Here is a 17,338-nt window from a genome sequence, read left to right as displayed (position 1 = left end):
CCTCCCGGTTAAAATATGGACTGGAATTTACCCATCTCAACCTGGATGGACTTCACCTGGGTGTAACTCTGCAGGGTCATCACGCCGTTCTCGCGGCCAATACCGGAGTGCTTATAGCCGCCGACCGGCATCTCCGCCGGGGATTCCCCCCAGCTGTTGATCCAGCAGATGCCGGCTTCCAGCTGATGAATGGCGCCGTGGGCGCGGTTCAGGTCGGCAGTGACGATACCCGCCGCCAGACCGTAGTCGGTATCGTTGGCGCGGCGGATCGCTTCTTCTTCGGACGCGTAGGTGAGGATGGACATCACCGGGCCGAAGATCTCCTCGCGCACGATGGTCATCTCATCGGTGCAGTCGGTAAACACCGTCGGGGCCACCCATGCGCCGTTGTCAAAGCCTTCGCCCTTCAGCACGTCGCCGCCGCACAGCAGGCGCGCGCCTTCTGCTTTGCCTTTGGCGATGTAGCGCAGCACATTGTCACGGTGCGGGAAGCTGACCAGTGGGCCAAAGTTGGTGGTTTCATCGAACAGATCGCCCGCGCGGATGCGGCCCACGCGCTCAACGATTTTCTGCTCAAACGCTGCCATAACCTTCGCGGGAACGAACACTCGGGTGCCGTTGGTGCACACCTGGCCGGAGCTGAAGAAGTTGGCCATCATGGCGATGTCGGCCGCGAGATCGAGATCCGCATCGTCGAAAATAATCAGCGGCGATTTACCGCCCAGCTCCATGGTGACCTCTTTCAGCGATGAGGCTGCGGAGTTGGCCATCACCTTTTTGCCGCTGGCGACGCCGCCGGTAAAGGAGACTTTAGCGATGCCCGGATGTTCAGTCAGGTACTGGCCGGTCTCCGCACCCACGCCCGGCAGGACGTTAAACACCCCGTCCGGCAGGCCCGCTTCGCTGTAAATTTCTGCCAGCCTGAGGGCGGTGAGCGGGGTGACTTCGCTCGGTTTGAAAATCATTGCATTGCCGGCGGCCAGCGCTGGCGCCGATTTCCACAGGGCGATCTGGATCGGATAGTTCCACGCGCCGATCCCGGCCACCACACCCAGCGGTTCGCGGCGGGTGTAGACGAACGACGTCTCGCGCAGGGGGATCTGACTGCCTTCCAGCGCCGGGATCAGCCCCGCGTAATACTCCAGCACGTCGGCGCCGGTGACGATGTCCACGGTTGAGGTTTCGGAATACGCTTTACCGGTGTCGAGGGTTTCCAGCTTTGCCAGCTCGTTGTTCCGCTCGCGCAGGATATCGACGGCGCGACGCAGGATGCGCGAGCGTTCCATGGCGGTCATCGCCGCCCAGATTTTTTGCCCGCGCCGCGCGCTCTCAACGGCGCGGTCGACATCCTCGCGTCCGGCAGCCTGAACGGTCGCCAGCACCTCGCCAGTGGCAGGGTTGATGGTCTCGAAGGTGCGACCGCTGGTGGCCGATGTATAACCACCATTAATATAAAGCTGCTGTTCTGCCATTCGGGACATAACGCCTCCTCGGTTATGGGTTCGGTAAATGCTGACGAATAAAGTGGCTGGTCAGCGACTGCGCCAGCGTCTTATCCAGCGGTTTGCCGCTGAGCGCCGCCCGCAGCCACAGGCCGTCTATCAGCGCCGCCAGCCCGTAGCCGGCCTCCTGGGCCTGCTCGCGCGGCAGCTCGCGGCGGAACTCGTACACCAGGTTTGACAGCAGGCGGCGGCTGCTCACCTGCTGCAGGCGGTAGAGCATCGGCTGGTGCATGCTGCTGGCCCAGAAGGCCAGCCAGGCCTTCATCGCCGCGCTGCTGATCTGCGTCTCATCAAAGTTGCCGCCGACTATCGCCTGCAGACGCTCTCCGGCGCTGCCGTCCGGCAGGGCGTGCAGACGGTTAAGCACCGCGTCGCGCAGCTGGCTGGTGATGTCGCGCATGGTCGCTTCCAGCAGACCATTTTTGTCTTTGAAATAGTGACTGATGATCCCCGTCGATACGCCCGCCCGCCGGGCGATCTGCGCGATGGTCGCGTCGTGCATTCCGACTTCATTTATTGCGTCCAGCGTGGCGTCGATCAGTTGCCTGCGCCGGATTGGCTGCATCCCCAGTTTGGGCATTTTTGCCACTCCATTCATCAGCGTTGGTTAACTATTAAAGCGGTTTTTGATTGGACGTTCAATATAAAATGTGTCTTAATTGTTACGTTATTGAATTTTAATAGTTACAAAAACAGTGGGGATACTGGATGACAGATCTTTCGCAAAACAGAGAAAAGGACAAAATCAATCCGGTGGTTTTTTATACCTCGGCCGGACTGATTTTGTTGTTTTCCCTGATGACGATCTTTTTTCGCGATTTTTCTGCCGAGTGGATTGGGCGCACCCTGGACTGGGTGTCGAAAACCTTCGGCTGGTACTATCTGCTGGCGGCGACGCTGTATATCGTCTTCGTCGTCTGCATTGCCTGTTCGCGCTTCGGCTCGGTGAAGCTCGGGCCGGAGCAGTCTAAGCCCGAGTTCAGCCTGCTGAGCTGGGCGGCGATGCTGTTCGCCGCCGGGATCGGCATCGACCTGATGTTCTTCTCGGTCGCCGAACCGGTGACGCAATATATGCAGCCGCCGGAAGGGGCGGGGCAGACCATCGAGGCGGCGCGCCAGGCGATGGTGTGGACGCTATTCCACTACGGACTCACCGGCTGGTCGATGTATGCCCTGATGGGCATGGCGCTGGGATACTTTAGCTATCGTTATAATTTGCCGCTCACCATCCGCTCGGCGCTCTATCCTATCTTCGGGAAAAAGATTAATGGCCCCATCGGCCACAGCGTCGATATCGCGGCGGTGATCGGCACCATCTTCGGCATCGCCACCACCCTCGGCATTGGCGTGGTGCAGCTCAACTACGGTCTGAGCGTGCTGTTCGATATTCCTGACTCGCTGGCGGCGAAGGCGGCCCTGATAGCGCTGTCGGTGATCATCGCCACCATCTCGGTCACCTCCGGGGTGGACAAGGGCATCCGCGTGCTCTCCGAGCTGAACGTCGCCCTCGCGCTGGGGCTGATCCTGTTCGTGCTGTTCATGGGCGATACCTCCTTCCTGCTCAATGCGTTAGTGCTGAACGTCGGCGACTACGTCAACCGCTTTATGGGCATGACGCTGAACAGCTTCGCCTTCGACCGCCCGGTGGAGTGGATGAACAACTGGACGCTCTTTTTCTGGGCGTGGTGGGTGGCCTGGTCGCCGTTCGTTGGCCTGTTCCTGGCGCGCATTTCGCGCGGGCGCACCATCCGCCAGTTTGTGATGGGCACCCTGATTATTCCGTTCACCTTTACCCTGCTGTGGCTGTCGGTGTTCGGCAACAGCGCGCTGTATGAGATCATCCACGGCGACGCGGCCTTTGCCGGGGAGGCGATGCTCCACCCGGAGCGCGGCTTCTACAGCCTGCTGGCGCAGTATCCGGCGTTTACCTTTAGCGCGTCGGTGGCGACCATTACCGGTCTGCTGTTCTACGTCACCTCTGCCGACTCCGGCGCGCTGGTGCTGGGAAACTTTACCTCGAAGCTGAAGGACATCAACAGCGACTCCCCGAACTGGCTGCGCATCTTCTGGTCGGTGGCTATCGGTCTGTTGACCCTCGGGATGCTGATGACCAACGGCATCTCGGCGCTGCAGAACACCACGGTGATCATGGGGCTGCCGTTCAGCTTTGTGATTTTCTTTGTGATGGCCGGACTGTATAAGTCCCTGAAGGTGGAAGATTACCGCCGGGTCAGCGCCAGCCGCGACACTGCCCCGCGCCCGCTCGGCCTGCAGGATCGGCTGAGCTGGAAGAAGCGCCTGTCGCGGCTGATGAATTACCCGGGTACGCGCTATACCAAACAGATGATGGAGACGGTGTGCTTCCCGGCGATGGAGGAGGTTGCCCAGGAGCTGCGGCTGCGCGGCGCCGCGGTGGAACTGAAGAGCCTGCCGCCGGAAGAGGGCGAGAACCTTGGTCACCTCGATCTGCTGGTGCACATGGGCGACGAGCAGAACTTTATCTACAAGATCTGGCCGCAGCAGTACTCGGTGCCGGGCTTTACCTATCGGGCGCGCAGCGGGAAATCCACCTATTACCGGCTGGAGACCTTCCTGCTGGAGGGCAGCCAGGGTAACGACCTGATGGATTACAGCAAAGAGCAGGTGATCACCGATATTCTCGACCAGTACGAGCGGCACCTGAACTTTATCCATCTGCACAGGGAAGCGCCGGGGAACAGCGTGATGTTCCCGGATGGCTAGTCAGGGGAGCCCCCGTCGGGGAAAGACTGACGGGGGCGACGGGCCGTTACTGGTAGTTAAAAGCGTCCGGATGGTTGTCGAGGCTGCCGCTGAGGGCTGCAAACAGCACGGTTTTGCCATCAATGGACAGGGCGTCGCTGACGTTAAGCCAGGTCAGCTTCTCCTGGTCGGTTTTTTCATCGACCACCGAGTAAACGCCTGACATCTGTTTGGTTTTTTCCGACCAGATCACCGCGATACGCTCATGGCCGCAGTCGTGGGGTTTGCAGGCGCTTAACACCTGCCAGGATTCGCTACCCAGCTTCACCGTCTGCGCCGGCGAACCGGTGCCGCCGGTGGTCACCCAGGCGGGCAGCTGATGGCCTTTGACCATCTGGTTAAACGACGCCCGGGTGGCGGTATCGTGGGCCAGACTGTTCAGGGTGACGTCGCCTTGCGCCATGACGCTGGCGGAGGCGGCTAAGGCGATAATAGCGGTAAGCGTTTTAAACATGTTTCCTCCTGGACTTATTCCGTCCTCATAACAAGCCTCTTTATAGTGAGCGTAGATAATGATTAATGCAAACTATGACATAAATCCCGTGAATGATTAGCAGCGGTGCGCGCATGGACGTTACGCTAAGCGATATGCCATGATGCGGATTGATTAAAATTTTCCAATATATGCCCTTGTGATAAAGCAGTTAGCGAAATGGCATAGTTATTCAGGCGATAAAACATGGCGTATGTGAATCATCTACTGACGTTTATTGAGAGTAATCCGGCGCTGGCGGTGGGATTTAACCTTATTCTGCTGCTGCTCTCTGGCATATTTGCCCACCTTTTATGCAAGTTCTTGCTGATTAAAGTGGTGCGTAAGGTCTTCTTTGGCAGCCATAAACAGGACGTGCCGCTGGAGAAGGATCGACGCATCGCCGAAAAGTTGTCCAATTTCATTCCGGTTATTATCGTCTATTACGTTCTGCAGTTTATGCCAGCGATGCCGGCATCGCTGGTGACGGCGATTAATACCATCTGCGGGATCTTGTTTTTTATTTTTATGTCGGTGTTTTTCAACGAGATGCTGGATATTGTCAACAGCTCTTATCTGCGAAAAACCAAACGTAAAAATCATTCCATTAAGGGCTATATCCAGATAGGCAAAATCTTAGTCCACATCCTGGCGGCGATTATGATCCTCGCCGTGATGTCGAACAAATCGCCGATCATTATTATCTCCAGTCTCGGGGCGGTGGCGGCGGTGCTGATGATCGTCTTCCAGCATACCCTGCTGTCGCTGGTGGCGAACGTTCAGCTGTCGTCCAACGACGTGCTCCAGCTGGGGGACTGGATTGAAATGCCTGACAAGAACCTCAGCGGTGAGGTGACGGATATCGCGCTGCACACCATTACCATCCGTAACTGGGACAATACCATTTCCCGTATTCCCACCAAGAATTTCCTCACCGAGACCTATACCAACTGGCAGGCGATGTTCTCCTCCGGGGCGCGGCGGATCATGCGCAGTATCGCCATCGATCAGCACTCGGTGCGTTTTCTCAACCAGGAGATGCTCTCCTCGATGCTGACCATCCGCGGGGTAAGCGAGCCTCTGACCACGCTGCTTGACGGTCGCGATCCCGGCGGCGTGGCGGACCGCTGGTTTGTCGATAACGGCCTGACCAACCTGACCCTGTTTCGCCACTACCTGATGCACTATCTCGCCGAGCGACCGGATATTATTAAGGAGATGTATATTGTGGCGAGGACGCTGAAACCGTCGCCGTCGGGCATCCCGTTAGAGATTTACTGCTTTACCTCTTCGACGCTGTGGAAAGACTACGAGAATACCCAGTCGGCGATATTTGAGTACATTACCGCGGTGGCCGGGCAATTTTCCCTGCGCCTCTATCAGTATCCCGCCGGGCACGATTTCTGGCGTCTCTCCCAGGAGCACGCCGCCCGGGCGGGCCTGCCGCCGTCGGCGGAAGGCTAAGCGCTGAGCTGCTGGCGCCAGAGGGCGATCTCCTCCACCAGCCAGGCGATGAATCGGGCGACTTCCGGGCGGTTCTCCGCCTGCGGGGAGACGGTCAGCCAGTAGTGCCAGGGGTAGGGGACGGTGACTGCGGTGAGCTGCACCAGCTCGCCGCGGGCTATCGCCCCCGCCACCAGCGAGCGCCGCTCCAGCGCCACGCCCGCTCCCAGGCGAACCGCCTCCAGCACCAGGTTGGAGTCATTCAGGCGCAGGCCCGCAGGAATGATTGTCTTTTCCAGCCCCGCCTGGCTGCACCAGGCGTTCCAGGACTCCATGGAAAAAACGATATCGCTGGCGGCGATCGCCTGCGGGGTGGTCGGCAGGTCGCCGCCGCGATAGTGCGGCGCGGCCACCACCAGCTGTTCATCGGCAAACAGATGTCGGCTTTCCATCCCCTCCCAGTCGCCTTGCCCCATGCGAATGGCCAGATCGATACCCTCCTGCTGCAGGTTGACCACCGCCAGGCTGGTCAGCAGGCGCACCGCGATCTGCGGATGCCGCGCCTGAAAGCGCGCCAGCCGCGGCAGCAGCCAGTGGCAGCCAAAGGAGGGGAGCGTCGCCAGGGTCAGTTCCATCGTGCGGGGTTTGATCTGCACCATCCGCGTGGCGTCGGCGATGTGCTGTAACGCCTCGCGGATTTGCAGGGCATAGAGCCGCCCCTCTTCCGTGATGCGCACCCCGCGGCCGTGGCGGACAAACAGTGTGACGCCGACCAGGGCTTCCAGCTGTTTGATGTGCTGGCTGACCGCCGAATGGGTCACGCTCATCTCGTGGGCGGCCTGCGTCACGCTGCCGAGGCGCGCCACCGCCTCAAAGCTGCGCAGGCTGGCGACAGGGGGAAAATCTGCCATGGTCATCTCTCTTATCAGGGGGGCAATACGTTAACGTTACTACCGGGTTAGCGGGTTTTAAAGCCGCCGCGAGCAAACAGTGGACGGGCTTCAGGCGCCCTCAGTCGGTATAACACAGGGGAGACAGGCGGACTACCCCGTGGCGCTAATTTGTTAGTTTTTCTAACCTTTGCGGTAAGCATCCCCTGATATTCGCGGGGCGGGTTTTCCAGTAAGGTAAGCCAGCAACCCCTTTATCGCAGGCAGGAGTGACGATGAAACTCATTGGTATGATGGATTCACCTTATGTAAGACGCGTGGCGGTTTCTCTGGCGCTCTATGGCGTGGAATTCGAGAGCCTGCCGCTGTCGGTCTTTAGCGGCTTTGATGAATTCTCCCGTATTAATCCGGTGGTCAAGGCGCCGACGGTGGTTCTCGATGACGGGACACAGCTGATGGACTCCACGCTGATCCTCCACTATTTCGAAACGACCCATCCCGCCGGACGCCGGTTGCTTCCCGCGCATCCCGAGGCGCTGGCCCGCGACCTGCACCTGCTGGGGGTGATCCTCGCCGCCAGTGAAAAAGCGGTCCAGCATGTTTATGAGCACCGTCTGCGGCCGGAGGAGAAGCAGCATCAGCCGTGGATAGCCCGGGTGACCGGTCAACTGCTCGCCGCCTGTCGGGAATGGGACGCCCGGCTGGCAGACCGCGTTGCCGCCGCGCAGCCGGACCAGGTGTTGGTCACCAGCACGGTGGTCTGGTCCTTTATCCAGTTGATGATCCCGGCGGTGGTGTCGGCAGCGGCGTTTCCGCATATCCGCGCGCTGGCGGAGAAAGGAGAGGCGCTGCCGGCGTTTCAACAGTATCCGCTGAGTTAACGGCGGGGATGGCGAGGGGCGCCGCAGCGTGGCGCCCTGAAGCAGGAGAGGATCACCAGCAGACAAACCCGCCGTCGACCACCAGGTCTACGCCGGTGCAGAACGAGGCGGCGTCGCTGGCGAGGAACAGCGCCGGGCCGGCCATCTCTTCCACCTTCGCCATCCGCTGCATCGGCGTCTGGCTTTCAAACTCGCGGGTCTGGTGCACCATCTCCGGGCGGGTATTCATCGGCGTGGCGGTATATCCCGGGCTGATGGAATTGACGCGGATCCCTTTGTCCACCCACTCCATCGCCAGGCTTTTCGACAGATGGATCACGCCGGCTTTGGAGCAGTTATAATGCGCCTGGTCGAGGCCGCGATTAACGATAATCCCCGACATCGAGGCGATGTTGATAATCGACCCGCCGCCGGACTCCAGCATCAGTTCCGCTTCCGCTTTGCAGGAATTCCACACCCCGGTGAGATTGATATCGATCACCCGCTGCCATTGCTCGCTCTCCATCGCCAGCGCCGGATTGGCGTTGGCGATCCCGGCGGCGTTGACGGCGATGTCGAGGCGGCCAAAGCGGCTTTTGGCCAGCGCGACGGCGGCGCGCAGGTCGGCCAGCTGGCGGACGTCGCCGGTGTAGGCGCAGGCCTGGCCGCCGATAGATTCAATATGACTGACCGTTTCCGCCAGCCCGCCGTCGTCGCGAAGATCAAAACAGACCACCCGCGCGCCGGCGCTGGCGAGACTGCAGGCGATAGTCTGGCCAATGCCGCTGCCGGCGCCGGTAACGAAGGCGACGCGATCCTGCAGGCTAAACAGCTGTTGTGCAAAGTCTTTACCGATCATAATGATTATTCTCTTCAATATAGTGTCGAACGTCGGGAGCCTGACGTCCCGGATAGCGGCGCGTCGCGCCTAATCCGGGCTACCGTGCTCAGGACATAATCAAACCGCCATCGATATTAATGGTCTGTCCGGTGAGATAGCGGGCGTCGTCGGAGGCGAGAAACGCCACCAGGCCGGCGACATCTTCCGGCTTGCCGGCGCGCTTCATTGGAATGCCCTCGACCCACTCCGCCATCAGCTCGCCTTTGCCGTAGCGCTTCTGCTCGGTGCTGAGAATTTCGCCCCACACGCGGTCGTTGTAATCCCACATTTCGCTTTCAATAATGCCCGGGCAGAAGGCGTTGACGGTGATATTCCACGGCGCCAGCTCGTGGGCCAGGCTTTGGGTAATGCCGATCACGCCCATCTTGCTGGCGGCATAGTGAGGGGTGTAGATGAAGCCCTGACGCCCCTGGCCGGATGAGGTGTTGATCAGGCTGCCGTGGTTCTGTTTCACCATATATTTGGCCGCCTCGCGGCAGCATAGCCAGACGCCGGTGGTATTGACCGCCAGCACTTTCTCGAAATCGGCTTTTGGCATCCGATCGTAGTAATCAATGGTGATGACCCCGGCGTTCTGAATCGAGACGTCAATGGTGCCGAAGCGGGCGGCGGCCTGCTCATACAGCCCCTGCACCTGGGCTTCGTCGGTGACATCGACCTGCAGCGATAAAATATCCGCCTGATAGCGCTGACGCAGGGTTTCGGCGGTCTCATGAACGCGCTCGGCGTTGGAGACCATCACCAGGTTTGCGCCGTCGCGGGCGAAGCGCTCGGCAATACCCGCGCCAATGCCGCGGCAGGCGCCGGTGATCACCACCGTTTTGTTCTGGAAATCTCGTTGCATATTTTTTCCCTTTCGCTGAGCCGGGCACCAGGCCCGGCGGAAGATGTGAATCGTTGCCGGTTAGCTGGAGGTGGCGCCGTTGGGGGGGAGGGCGGCCAGTTTCTCCTCATGGCGGCGCATCAGGATGACCTTGCTCTGCAGCTTCTGCTGGAACTGGTCGACGACCACGGCGGTAACGATCACCACGCCTTTGATCACCATCTGCCAGAAGTCGCTGACGCCCATCATCACCATGCCGTCGGCAAGGAAGACGATCACGAAGGCGCCGATAATCGAGCCGGTCACCCGACCACGGCCGCCGGCCAGCGCGGTGCCGCCGAGCACGGTGGCGCCGATGGCGTCCATCTCAAACATGTTGCCGGTCATCGGGTGCGCGGTTTGCAGCTGTGATGCGACGATCAGGCCGACAAAGGCCGCGCACAGGCCGGAGAAGGCATAGACGAATATTTTCGCTTTCACAATCGGCACGCCGGCAAGGCGGGCGGCGGACTCATTGCCGCCGATGGCGTAGATGTAGCGGCCAAGCGGCGTTTTGGTGGTCAGCCAGTAGCCCAGCACCAGGAAGCCGATCATCAGCCAGATGGGAAGATAGACGCCGAGCAGAGTGCCGGAGCCGAGGGTGGCGAAACCGGTGTTGCCCAGCGCTTCCATACCGTTGAGATTCGGGTAGGTGCTCCCGTCGTTAAACAGCAGCGCGGAGCCGCGGGCGACGTACATCATGCCTAAGGTGCAGATAAACGGCGCCACGCCGAAGCGGGTGATCACTGCGCCGTTCACCAGGCCGACCAGTACGCCGAAGATCGCCACGCAGAGGATCACTTCCGGGACGTTAAAGAAGAGGATGTCGCCGTTCCACAGCGGCAGGCCGTTGGTCAGCAGCGCGCCCGCCACCATGCCGCAGATCCCCGCCACCGCGCCGACGGACAAATCAATGCCGCCGGTGAGAATGACCAGCGTCATGCCGATGGCCAGCAGGCCGGTGATCGCCACGTGCTGGGTCATGATCAGCAGGTTAGAGGCGGTCAGGAAGTTGGGTACCATCACGCTGAAGAATGCGATCACCAGCAGCAGGGCGATAAAGGTGCGGGCCTTCAGCAGGTACATATAAATCATATATTTCTGGTTCATGATGGATTCCAGCCTGATTAATCTTGAGGTGTTGAAGCCGCGATTAACTGTTCGCGGGTCACCGCATGACGCGGTAGATCGGCGGTAATGCGGCCATCGGCCATCACCAGGATGCGGTCGGCCAGGGCCATCACCTCATCCAGCTCTGAAGATGAAAACATCACCGCCAGCCCCTGCTGGGCCATTTTGCCGATCAGGTGATAGACGTCGGTTTTCGCGCCGACGTCGATGCCGCGCGTCGGTTCGTCGAGGAACACCACCTGCGGCTGGGTCATCAGCGCTTTACCCAGCACCACTTTTTGTTGATTACCGCCGCTCAGCGAGGTGATGGGCAAATTGGCGTCGCTGACCTTGATCGCCAGCTGCTGGATCATCGTTTTCACGCAGGTCTCTTCTTTTTGCGGATTCAACCAGCGCCAGGCGCGGCGAAACCCCTGCAGGCTGAAATCAGAGAGCGTCATGTTGGCCTGAATCGACATCATCTGCACCACGCCTTCGCCCTGGCGGTCCTCCGGCACCAGCGCCAGCCCCTTTTTCAGACGCTGCTGAAAGCGTGATTTGCCGATGCTTTCGCCGTTGAGATGCACCTCGCCGCGCTGGCAGGGCATCAGCCCCACCAGACCTTTAAACAGCTCGGTGCGTCCGGCCCCCAGCAGGCCGTAAATGCCGATCACTTCGCCTTTGCTAAGAGTGAAGGTAACGTCATTGAGCTTGTAGCCGCCGCTGGGATGCAGCGCGGTCAGCCCCTTGACGTCAAGCACCGCGTTGCCTTTTGGCGCCGGTTGATAATCAAAGTGTTTTTTCTTATTGCCGACCATCTGCTCAATTATCCACGGCACGCTGGCGTCGCTGACGTGACGCTCGCTGATAAAGCGACCGTCGCGGAAAATGGTGATGTTGTCGCCGATCTCCATCAGCTCTTCGAGGCGATGCGAGATATAGATAATGGTCACCCCGCGGCGCTTAAGCTGCGCGATCACCTTGAACAGCACTTTCACCTCAGACTGGCTGAGCGCCGAGGTGGGTTCGTCCATGATCAGCACCCGGGTGTCTTTCGACAGCGCGCGGGCAATCTCGACTAACTGCTGGTGGCCGATACCGAGTTCGCCCAGCGGGGTGTAGGGATCGACATCCAGCTCCAGTCGCTCCAGCAGCGATTTGGCCAGCGCGTACTGGTATTTTTCGTTGATGCGTCCTTTCTGAAAGAATTCATTTGCCATGAAGATGTTGTCCATCACATTCATATTGGGAAATAAATTCAGCTCCTGGAAAATAATGCTGATGCCGAGTTTTTCTGCCTGATGAGTCGAATGTAATGAAACCGCTTCGCCATCGAGAATAATTTGCCCGGAGGAGGGCGTTTCCACACCGGCAAGCATTTTCATCATGGTGGATTTACCCGCACCATTTTCTCCGATCAGCACGTTGACCTTATTTCGATAGACCCGGTAATTGACATTATCCAGGGCGGTCACGCCGGGATAGACGCGTGACAGGCCGCGGGTTTCGATAATCACTTCGGACTCAGCGGGCTGGGGAGCGACGAGTTCTTGCGGCGCCATATTATTGCCCCCCCGCGTGAACGATTTTCGCCGGGGTAATTTCCGGGAGAGTTGGCGGAATATCCCAGGCCGAGAAGACGCCGTAGACCTCCACGCTGTCGCCGGTTTTGAGGTTGGCGGTCTGAATCATTTTGACCGCCTGGCTGTTGATATTCTTGCTGTACTCGCCGAACAGCACCTGGTCATTAAAGTCCTGATAGCTGGCGCCGCTGTAGCCGTCGCGCAGCTGGGTGCCGCGCAGGGTGGGGCCAATCTGTACCGTCACCTTGCCGACGCTGGGGTCGGACAGGGTCATCTTGCCGCTGCGCGAGGCGGTATCGAGTTTGCTGACAGTACCTGAAACCTTGACGTAGAAGATGCAGGGGTTTTCGTCCTGCGCGCGGTAGCCGAGGGTTTTGCAGGCGCTATCAATGTCTTTTGCCGCCTTGAGCGCGCTCATCAATTCAGCCGCCGGGCGCGCTTTCGTCACCACCTGCGGTACGATGCTCTGCTGCCAGGTTTTATCCATATTTGCCATATGCGGGTTGGGCGGCGATTTCAGGTCTGCCAGCTCCTGCTGCGAGACGATGCGACAGCCCCCAAGCGCCAGCACGGCCAGCGTCAGACAGGTTTTCTTAAACATAATGCTCTCCTCTGCGCCCCCGCAGGGGCGCAACCACCCGAACTCAGGACTTAATGTTGAAATCCTGGACTTTATCGGCGTTATCCTGAGTAATCAGGATGCCGCGGAACATCACGCGCTGTTTAGCCGGCTTTTCGCCTTTTTGCAGGTAATTATCCAGATCGGTGACGCCCTGAGCGGCGATGGCCTGCGCCTGCAGCATCACGGTCGCCTGCAGGGTGCCGGCCTTCACGGCGTCGCGCTCATCGTTGCTGCCGTCGATGCCGACGACGATCACATCGCTGCGGTTGGCCGCCTTCAGCGCCGCAATCGCGCCGAGGGCCACCGGCCCGTTGCCGCAGATCACGCCTTTCACGTCCGGGTGAGCCTGCAGAATGCTGTCCATGATGCGCTTGCCGTCGATCAGGGTCCCTTTGGCATCCTGTTTGGCTACGCTGACCATATCCGGATACTGGTCAATGACCTGATGGAAAGATTTAGAACGGGTGACGCAGTTATTATCGGCGAGGTTGCAGGTCAGCTCGGCGTATTTGCCTTTCTCCGCCATCTTCTCGACGAAGACGTTGGCAACCTCGGAGCCGGCCTGGAAGTTATTGTGGGTAATTTGTTCCAGCGCCACATCATCAACCGGAATTTCACGGTTAATTAAGACCACCGGAATGCCGGCTTTTTTGGCCTTTTCAATGGCGGCGACGCTGGCGGTGGAGTCGGCGTTATCAAGAATAATACCCTGCACCTTTTTACCAATGGCGGTGTCGATAAGCTCATTCTGCTTTTTGACATCTTCGCCATGGGACAGCACGGTGGTTTTATAGCCGAGAGCTTGCGCTTTTTCACTGGCGCCTTTGGCTTCCGAGGCGTAATACGGGTTATCCAGCGAGTTGACCATGATCATTATGGTGCCTTTCTCCGCGGCGTGCGCGGCAAAGGATAAGGCGGTCAGGGTAGCAGCGGTTAAAAGGGTTTTACGTAATTTCATGACTCTGTTCCTGTATTTTTATATTCGAACAAATGAGCCCCTGAGCGGGCAGGCTTTTACGGTCTGAAATTTCCCCTGAATACATTCAGGGATAGCGATATCGTTATGGGCCGGGTTTCTCCTGTGATAAGTGAATGCATGTCGTCGCGCAGTCTGGCGGTCAGGCTGGCGAGTCCGGTTTCCATAATGTTCGGTCGACCGCATGGCGCCACTCCTGCCAGCGCGTTTGCAAGCGCTGGTGGCGGGCCATATCGGGCTGAAAGGTGCTGTGTTCGGTTAGGAAGGCCTGCAGGTCGGCGGTCGACCCCGGATGGAGCGCTTTGCGCGCCAGCAACGCTGCGCCGATGGCGGACAGCTCCGGTACGTCGCTGCGCATCACCGGGCAGCCGAGCAGGTCGGCCTGGTATTGCATCAGCCAGTCATTGTTGGTCGGCCCGCCGTCCACCATCAGCGCCGACAGGGTGAACTCTTCATGTTGCCGCATCGCCACCACCACGTCGGCAATCTGATAGGTGATGGATTCCAGCGCCGCGCGGATCAGATGCGCGCGTTTCACCCCGCGACTCAGGCCGCAGATCACGCCGCGGGCGCTGTCGTCCCACCAGGGGGCGCCGAGGCCGGTCAGCGCCGGCACGAAGTACACCCCGAGGGTCGAATCAACGGAGGCGGGAAGGGTGTTCAGCTCATGGGCCAGCTCGGCGGCAGAGAGCTCGCTCAGGCCAGTGCTGTCCGCCATCCAGGCGACGGCATCGCCGGTGTGGGGAATATTACCCTCCAGACCCCACACCAGCTGGTCGCCATCGTGCCAGGCGACAGTGGTCGCCAGCGCCTCGATATCGCACTGCGCCGATTTGACTGGCGCCATCACCGATGAACCGGTGCCGTAGGTGGCTTTCACGCAGCCCGCTTCGCCGAGCGCGTGGCCGAACAGCGCCGCGTGGGAGTCGCCGATCATCGCCATAATGGGAATACCGTCCGGAATGGCGGCCAGCCCTTTGGTATGGCCGAAGAGGCCGCTCGACGGTTTAATTTCTGGTAACGCCGCGCGCGGAATGCCGAACAGCGCCAGCATCTCGTCGTCCCACTCGCCGCGGTGCAGATTCAACAACTGGGTGCGGGCGGCATTGGAGTAGTCGCAGCAGAAGGCGTCTCCGGCGGTCAGATTCCACAGCAGCCAGCTGTCGATGGTGCCGAGGCAAATCTCGCCGCGTTCGGCGCGCAGGTGGCCATCGGCAGTCGCATCCAGCAGCCAGCGCATTTTGGAGGCCGAGAACAGCGGGGCGATCGGCAGGCCGGTGGCCTGTTTAATCCGCTGTTCCTGACGATCGTGACGCAGCGTGTCGCAGAACGCTGCGCTGCGGGTGCATTGCCAGGTGATGGCCGCGTTAATCGGTTTGCCGCTGTCGCGATACCAGCCGATGGCGGTTTCCCGCTGGTTGCTGATGGCCAGCGCGGCGACGTTTTCCGCGCCGACGTGGGCTATCGCGCTGGCGATCACCGCCAGCGAGGCGGCCACCAGCGCCTCGCCCGACTGCTCCACCCAGCCGTCGCGCGGCGTTTGGATCGCCAGCGGCTGCGAGAATTTGACGATAACCTTACCCCGGCTATCCAGCACCACCGCTTTGGCGTTGGTGGTGCCTTCATCCAGGGCAATGATGAACTCTTTTGCTGTCGCCTGCATCGTGCTCTCCTCGGTCACCCGGTGTCCTGGAACAACGGAGACGGGATCTTTTCCACCGTCTCATGCGTCTACGCAGGCCATGATGTGACATTTCGTTATCATCTTTTTAATCACTGAATATATATTCGATAGTGATTATTTATTTGATACCTTAAGCCACAAACCCGGTGACGGGCTACCGGAAAAATCATCAATTGTGCTGGCAATCACATTTCGCCGATCGGCGAAAGCGGCGGCAGGCGGCTGGGTTGGTTGACTAAATTATTGAATTTAAATGTATTAACAGAGACAGCCCTGAGGTTGAAAAAGCACGTCAGGGCGGCAGAGAGGAAAAACAGCGCGGCAGGTTAGTCGCTGACCAGCATGCGGGCGGTAGGATAATCGGTGATTAAAACGTCAATGTAGCCGCCGGTGAGGGCGCCTTTGATGGCCGCGACTTTGTCAGTGCCGCCGGCCAGCGCGACGACGTTCGGGCATTTTTTGACCTTTTCCAGCGCCATGCCGATCACCGGATCTTCATCATCGCGTAACACCGGATGGCCGTTTTTGTCGTAGTAGTGCAGGCAGATATCGCCCACCGCGCCGCGCGCCGCCAGCACCTGCAGCATATCTTCGTGATAGTAGTTCCCGGAGGTTTTCAGCAGTTGGGAGGGTTCGAGAATGCCGATGCCGACGATGGCGATATCCACCTCGTCAAAGCGCGACACCACGTCCGCGACGTCCTTGCTGGCCAGCAGCCGGTTGCGCTCCTCCATGGATCCCTCAATGCTCTGCGACGGCAGCAGCCAGGCGTCGCAGTTCAGGCGCTGGGCGAGGGTCTGGGTAAGAATCGTCGCCTGCACGTTACCGTTGGGCCCGACGCCGCCGAGCAGCTGGATCACGCCGCTGGCCTTCAGGTTCTGCGCATGAACTTCATCGACCATCGCGCGAATGGTTGAGCTCCAGGAGGAGACGCCAATCAGATCTTTTGGCCGCAGACGGGTTTCCAGATAGTGGGCGGCGGCGGAGCCAATCGCCCGCTTAATGGTGTGATCGCTGGCCTCTTCTTCGGTATCCACCACCACCGCCTGCTTAAGACCGTAGCGATCCTCAAGCCCTTTTTCGAGCTTCAGAAAAATGTTTGACGGCTGTACGACGCTGATTTTGACGACGCCCTCTTTCTGGCAGCGGGTGATGGCGCGGGAGACAAATGACTGTGAGAGCGAGAGAAGTTGGGCGATATCAGACTGCTTTCGTCCTTCCAGGTAGTAAAGCGTGGCAATCTTAACCAATAGCCGTTGTTCATCCTGCTTAGCCATATTAATCCTCGAAAATCATTTATCGCCTGTGTTCAGGCGCTTAGCGGCAGCCATTTTATTTAGGGTATAGAGGCTTCTATCATACGCGAAAAAAAATCACACTTAAGTGTGACAGGCGTCTAACTTTTGCCAATCCTCAAAATCGACTATGGACAAAAACAAAACAGCCAGGTCATAATCGAATAAAGAATCATCATTGAATATATATTCAAGGCGATTTCAAGTCAATGTGTTTCTCCGGGCTAAGTCCGGAGCGGGAGGCAGAATGTTCCTGAGTAGGGCGCTGTGGCAGAAGGCTTACCACCCGGCATAGGGATATCTGGTTTTTTTAGTTCTTGCTGGAATAAATATTCCATGCTGAAAATAAATTCAGAG

Annotated in this window: 15 protein-coding genes and 1 pseudogene; 4 read left to right on the top strand and 12 right to left on the bottom strand. The window is 59.1% G+C overall.

The genetic code is table 11. The annotated features are described in order from the left end of the window. Positions 1 to 8 precede the first annotated feature (8 nt). Both betB and betI read right to left on the bottom strand, forming a co-directional pair. Positions 9 to 1,481, bottom strand: coding sequence for a betaine-aldehyde dehydrogenase (gene betB, locus ABLV04_RS04765; protein ID WP_348815417.1), 1,473 nt, complete (start codon positions 1,479 to 1,481; stop codon positions 9 to 11). A 13-nt stretch (positions 1,482 to 1,494) separates the two neighbouring features. Further along, the gene (gene betI / locus ABLV04_RS04760) at positions 1,495 to 2,082 is read right to left on the bottom strand and encodes a transcriptional regulator BetI (protein ID WP_023288759.1); all 588 of its coding nucleotides are present in this window, start codon (positions 2,080 to 2,082) and stop codon (positions 1,495 to 1,497) included. Between the two features lie 128 nt (positions 2,083 to 2,210). On the opposite strand from betI, the gene betT reads away from it, so the two are divergent. After that, a complete protein-coding gene (gene betT / locus ABLV04_RS04755) occupies positions 2,211 to 4,244 on the top strand; it encodes a choline BCCT transporter BetT (RefSeq protein WP_023288760.1) in 2,034 nt (677 codons plus the stop codon). 46 nt (positions 4,245 to 4,290) lie between these two features. Here betT and ivy read toward each other — a convergent pair whose 3' ends face one another. Continuing rightward, complete coding sequence (ivy, locus tag ABLV04_RS04750) at positions 4,291 to 4,737, bottom strand: Ivy family C-type lysozyme inhibitor (protein WP_023288761.1); 447 nt, start codon at positions 4,735 to 4,737, stop codon at positions 4,291 to 4,293. A 225-nt stretch (positions 4,738 to 4,962) separates the two neighbouring features. Here ivy and ABLV04_RS04745 point away from each other — a divergent pair. Together ABLV04_RS04745 and ABLV04_RS04740 are read left to right on the top strand one after the other, a co-directional pair. Then, a pseudogene (locus ABLV04_RS04745) lies at positions 4,963 to 5,383 on the top strand (hypothetical protein). Further along, positions 5,284 to 6,219, top strand: a complete 936-nt coding sequence (locus ABLV04_RS04740; RefSeq protein ID WP_306064786.1) for a mechanosensitive ion channel domain-containing protein — start codon at positions 5,284 to 5,286, stop codon at positions 6,217 to 6,219. Before ABLV04_RS04745 ends, ABLV04_RS04740 begins: the two are co-directional and overlap by 100 nt. Here ABLV04_RS04740 and ABLV04_RS04735 read toward each other — a convergent pair. Then, the gene (locus tag ABLV04_RS04735; protein WP_102004517.1) at positions 6,216 to 7,109 is read right to left on the bottom strand and encodes a LysR substrate-binding domain-containing protein; all 894 of its coding nucleotides are present in this window, start codon (positions 7,107 to 7,109) and stop codon (positions 6,216 to 6,218) included. The two genes, ABLV04_RS04740 and ABLV04_RS04735, sit on opposite strands and share 4 nt — an antisense overlap. 254 nt (positions 7,110 to 7,363) lie before the next feature. Here ABLV04_RS04735 and ABLV04_RS04730 point away from each other — a divergent pair, with 254 nt between their 5' ends. After that, complete coding sequence (locus ABLV04_RS04730) at positions 7,364 to 7,969, top strand: glutathione S-transferase family protein (protein WP_152842423.1); 606 nt, start codon at positions 7,364 to 7,366, stop codon at positions 7,967 to 7,969. Positions 7,970 to 8,021: 52 nt separating this feature from the next. On the opposite strand, the gene ABLV04_RS04725 is transcribed toward ABLV04_RS04730, so the two are convergent. The 8 genes from ABLV04_RS04725 to ABLV04_RS04690 form a co-directional block, all read right to left on the bottom strand. Continuing rightward, complete coding sequence (locus ABLV04_RS04725; protein WP_023288765.1) at positions 8,022 to 8,807, bottom strand: SDR family oxidoreductase; 786 nt, start codon at positions 8,805 to 8,807, stop codon at positions 8,022 to 8,024. A gap of 88 nt (positions 8,808 to 8,895) precedes the next feature. Next, the gene (locus ABLV04_RS04720; protein WP_002893589.1) at positions 8,896 to 9,693 is read right to left on the bottom strand and encodes an SDR family oxidoreductase; all 798 of its coding nucleotides are present in this window, start codon (positions 9,691 to 9,693) and stop codon (positions 8,896 to 8,898) included. A 60-nt stretch (positions 9,694 to 9,753) separates the two neighbouring features. Next, positions 9,754 to 10,821, bottom strand: coding sequence for an ABC transporter permease (locus ABLV04_RS04715; protein WP_023288766.1), 1,068 nt, complete (start codon positions 10,819 to 10,821; stop codon positions 9,754 to 9,756). A gap of 17 nt (positions 10,822 to 10,838) precedes the next feature. Further along, positions 10,839 to 12,383, bottom strand: coding sequence for a sugar ABC transporter ATP-binding protein (locus tag ABLV04_RS04710; RefSeq protein ID WP_180266152.1), 1,545 nt, complete (start codon positions 12,381 to 12,383; stop codon positions 10,839 to 10,841). 1 nt (position 12,384) lies between these two features. After that, positions 12,385 to 13,005 (bottom strand): DUF2291 domain-containing protein, encoded by a 621-nt coding sequence (locus ABLV04_RS04705; protein ID WP_032455053.1) that lies wholly within the window; start codon positions 13,003 to 13,005, stop codon positions 12,385 to 12,387. A gap of 43 nt (positions 13,006 to 13,048) precedes the next feature. Then, positions 13,049 to 13,984, bottom strand: a complete 936-nt coding sequence (locus ABLV04_RS04700; RefSeq protein WP_023288769.1) for a D-ribose ABC transporter substrate-binding protein — start codon at positions 13,982 to 13,984, stop codon at positions 13,049 to 13,051. 160 nt (positions 13,985 to 14,144) lie between these two features. Continuing rightward, positions 14,145 to 15,665, bottom strand: a complete 1,521-nt coding sequence (locus ABLV04_RS04695) for an FGGY-family carbohydrate kinase (protein WP_110238126.1) — start codon at positions 15,663 to 15,665, stop codon at positions 14,145 to 14,147. A 347-nt stretch (positions 15,666 to 16,012) separates the two neighbouring features. Beyond that, the gene (locus ABLV04_RS04690; protein ID WP_002893602.1) at positions 16,013 to 16,963 is read right to left on the bottom strand and encodes a sugar-binding transcriptional regulator; all 951 of its coding nucleotides are present in this window, start codon (positions 16,961 to 16,963) and stop codon (positions 16,013 to 16,015) included. Positions 16,964 to 17,338 lie beyond the last annotated feature (375 nt).

Origin of the sequence: Klebsiella sp. JN_Kp127, assembly GCF_040062505.1 — a bacterium.
GTDB classification, from domain to species: Bacteria; Pseudomonadota; Gammaproteobacteria; order Enterobacterales; family Enterobacteriaceae; genus Klebsiella; species Klebsiella quasipneumoniae.
The sequence above is the reverse complement of the archived record's forward strand: the minus strand, read 5'-3'. Positions and strand labels throughout refer to the sequence as shown.